Origin of the sequence: Pleomorphomonas sp. T1.2MG-36, assembly GCF_950100655.1 — a bacterium.
Lineage (GTDB): Bacteria > Pseudomonadota > Alphaproteobacteria > Rhizobiales > Pleomorphomonadaceae > Pleomorphomonas.
Genome location: NZ_CATNLY010000013.1, coordinates 1 through 3145, shown reverse-complemented (window position 1 = coordinate 3145; position 3145 = coordinate 1). Strand labels below are relative to the sequence as shown.

The following is a 3145-nucleotide window of genomic DNA, read 5'->3' as shown; positions in this document are numbered from 1 at the left end:
ATCGATGAAGCCGTTACGGAAGGCGATCTCCTCGGGGCAGGCGATCTTGATGCCTTGGCGGCGTTGCAGGGTGCCGACGAAGTCGCCGGCTTCGAGCAGGCTGTCGGGGGTGCCGGTGTCGAGCCAAGCATAGCCGCGGCCCATCAGTTCGACGTTGAGCTTGCCACGCTCGAGATAGGCCCTGTTGACGTCGGTGATCTCGAGCTCTCCGCGCGGCGACGGCCTCAGGTTGGCGGCGATCTCGACCACGTCCCTGTCGTAGAAGTAGAGGCCCGTGACCGCCCAGTTGGACTTCGGCTGGGCCGGCTTCTCCTCGATCGACAGCGCCTTCATGGTGTCGTCGAACTCGACCACGCCGTAGCGATCGGGATCGGTGACGTGATAGGCGAACACCGTCGCTCCCTCGGGACGCGAGGCGGCGCTGGCGAACAGGTCGGTGAGGCCGTGGCCGTAGAAGATGTTGTCGCCGAGGATCAAACAGGATGGCTCGGAGCCGACGAAGTCGGCACCGATGATGTAAGCCTGGGCAAGACCGTCCGGTGACGGCTGCTCGGCGTAGCTGAGCGAGATACCCCATTGCGACCCGTCGCCTAAGAGACGCTGGAAGCTCGGCAGGTCGTGCGGCGTCGAGATGATCAGGATGTCGCGGATGCCGGCCAGCATCAGCGTCGACAAGGGATAATAGATCATCGGCTTGTCGTAGACCGGCATCAGCTGCTTGGACGTCACCAGCGTCATCGGATGGAGCCGCGTGCCCGAGCCACCGGCCAGAATGATTCCCTTCATCAAATGAACTCCTTCAAAATCTCTGTCTCAAATCCAGTGGTGCCAAAAGGCTGCGAGCGTCAGCCGGCGACGAGCCGCCGGACGACCAGCTCGGTGGAGCCCTGCCAATCCGGCAGGCGTACGCCATGCAGCCGCTCGAGCTTGCCGCAGTCGAGCCGCGAGTTGCCCGGCCGCTTCGCTGGCGTCGGATAGGCGCTGGTGGGGATCGGGTCGACCGTGACGGGCTTGCCGCCAAGCTCCGCCGACAGGCGGAAGATCTCGGCCGCAAAGCCCGCCCAGTTCGTCTCGCCGCGGCCCGTCATGTGGAAGGTGCCGCGCAACGCCGGATCGCCTGATGCGAGGAGATTGTCGGCCACCTTGAGCAGGCCGTCGGCGATATCGAGAGCCGAGGTGGGGTTGCCGACCTGGTCGGCGACGACGCCGAGGCTGTCGCGGCTCTCGCCCAGCCGCAGCATGGTCTTGACGAAGTTCTTGCCGAAGGGCGAGTAGACCCAGGCCGTCCGGAGAACGGCGTGGTTGGGCGTCGCGGCGGCCAGCGCCAGCTCACCGGCCAGCTTGGTGCGGCCATAGGCGCTGAGCGGCCCGGTCGGATCCGTCTCGACGTAAGGAGACGGCTTGTCGCCGGCGAACACATAGTCGGTGGACAGATGCACCACCGGCACGCCGAGACGGGAAGCGGCCTTGCCGATCTCGCCCACCGCCGTGCCGTTGATGGCGAGTGCCGTCGCCTCATCGCCCTCGGCGGCGTCGACCGCCGTATAGGCGGCGACCGACAGGATGACGTCGGGCCTGAGCGCCTCGATCGCCGGAGCAATCTTGTCGGTGGCGGTGAGGTCGAGCTCGGGCAGGCCGATCAGCATGAGCTCGATGTCGTCGCGCCGGGCCGTCTTCTCGACGAGCGAGCCGACCACCTGTCCCTCGGTGCCGGTCACCAGAATGCGGCGGGTCATGCCTTCACCTCTTCCGGCTTCAGGAGACCCAGGCGGCTGCCGTCATAGCCCTGGCGAAGCGGCGCCCACCACCAGTCGTTCGTCAGATACCACTCAACCGTCTTGTCGATGCCGCTCTCGAAGTTCTCCTCGGCCTTCCAGCCGAGCTCCGTCTCCAGCTTCGTGGCGTCGATAGCGTAGCGGGCGTCGTGGCCGGGGCGATCGGCGACGTAGGTGATCAGGCGATCATGCGGCGCGCCGGCCGGATGGTACCTGTCCATCAGGGCACAGATCCGTTGGACGACCTCGAGGTTCTTGCGCTCGTTGCGGCCGCCGACGTTGTAGGTCTCGCCGGGACGACCGCGCTCGGCGATCAGGTCGAGCGCGCGGGCATGGTCCTTGACATAGAGCCAGTCGCGGATGTTGGCGCCGTTGCCGTAGACCGGCAGCGGCTTGCCCTCCAGCGCGTTGAGGATCATCAGCGGGATCAGCTTCTCGGGGAAGTGATAGGGGCCGTAGTTGTTGGAGCAGTTGGAGACCACCACCGGCAGACCGTACGTGCGCTGCCAGGCCTTGGCGAGATGATCGGACGACGCCTTCGAGGCCGAATAGGGCGAGGAGGGATCGTAGGGCGTCTCCTCGGTGAACAGCCCCTCCGCCCCGAGCGAGCCATAGACCTCGTCGGTCGACACGTGCAGGAAGCGGAAGGCGGCCTTGTCCTCAGCCGGCAGACCGCTCCAGTAATGCCGCGCCGCCTCCAGCATGGTGAAGGTGCCGATGACGTTGGTCTCGACGAAGTCGCGGGCGCCGGTGATCGAGCGATCGACGTGGCTCTCGGCGGCGAGATGCATCACCCTGTCAGGACGGAAGCTGTCATAGGCGTCAGTGATCGCTTGCCGATCGCAGATATCAGCCTTGAGGAAACGGTGGTTCGGGTGGTTGTCGACGGCGCGCAGCGAGGTAAGGGTGCCGGCATAGGTGAGCTTGTCGACGGTGAGCACCTCGTAGCCTCTGACAAGCACAAGATGGCGGACGACCGCCGATCCGATAAAACCGGCGCCGCCGGTAACGAGAACGCGCATGAAACCACCTTGCGTCGGAGAATGACAAAAAGGAATTGGCCGGAGAAAGGCTCAGCCGGCGTAGACGAAATCGGCGTCGAGCTCTGAAAGAAGCGGCTGCACTCGGTCCTTGGCCGAGAGTATCGCCGTGTCCTCGGCCACCGGCCAGTCGATGCCGAGCGCCGGATCGTTCCAGCGCAGGCCGCGATCATGCTCGGGGCTGTAGTAGTCGGTCACCTTGTAGGCGATGACGGTATTGGGTTCGAGCGTGCAGAAGCCATGCGCAAAGCCCGGCGGCACCCAGAGCTGCTGACCGTTGTCGGCGGAGAGTTCCACCTTCACATGCTGGCCGTAGGTCGGCGAGCCCCG

General features: G+C 65.4%; 4 protein-coding genes. All 4 read right to left on the bottom strand.

The features are described from left to right. Positions 1–786 (bottom strand): glucose-1-phosphate thymidylyltransferase RfbA (gene rfbA / locus QQZ18_RS11390; RefSeq protein ID WP_284541039.1); only part of this gene is annotated, 786 nt, incomplete at its 3' end. 59 nt (positions 787–845) lie between these two features. Further along, on the bottom strand, positions 846–1736 hold the full coding sequence (gene rfbD / locus QQZ18_RS11385) for a dTDP-4-dehydrorhamnose reductase (RefSeq protein ID WP_284541038.1): 891 nt from the start codon (positions 1734–1736) through the stop codon (positions 846–848). Next, a complete protein-coding gene (gene rfbB / locus QQZ18_RS11380; protein ID WP_284541037.1) occupies positions 1733–2797 on the bottom strand; it encodes a dTDP-glucose 4,6-dehydratase in 1065 nt (354 codons plus the stop codon). The genes rfbD and rfbB overlap by 4 nt, the downstream gene beginning before the upstream one ends. Before the next feature lie 51 nt (positions 2798–2848). Then, positions 2849–3145: dTDP-4-dehydrorhamnose 3,5-epimerase family protein (locus QQZ18_RS11375; RefSeq protein ID WP_284541036.1), on the bottom strand; the 297-nt coding region annotated here is incomplete at its 5' end.

Coding starts and splice junctions, on each gene's coding strand:
- rfbD (WP_284541038.1), bottom strand. CDS start 1,736: ATGACCCGCCGCATTCTGGTGACCGGCACCGAGGGACAGGTGGTCGGC.
- rfbB (WP_284541037.1), bottom strand. CDS start 2,797: ATGCGCGTTCTCGTTACCGGCGGCGCCGGTTTTATCGGATCGGCGGTC.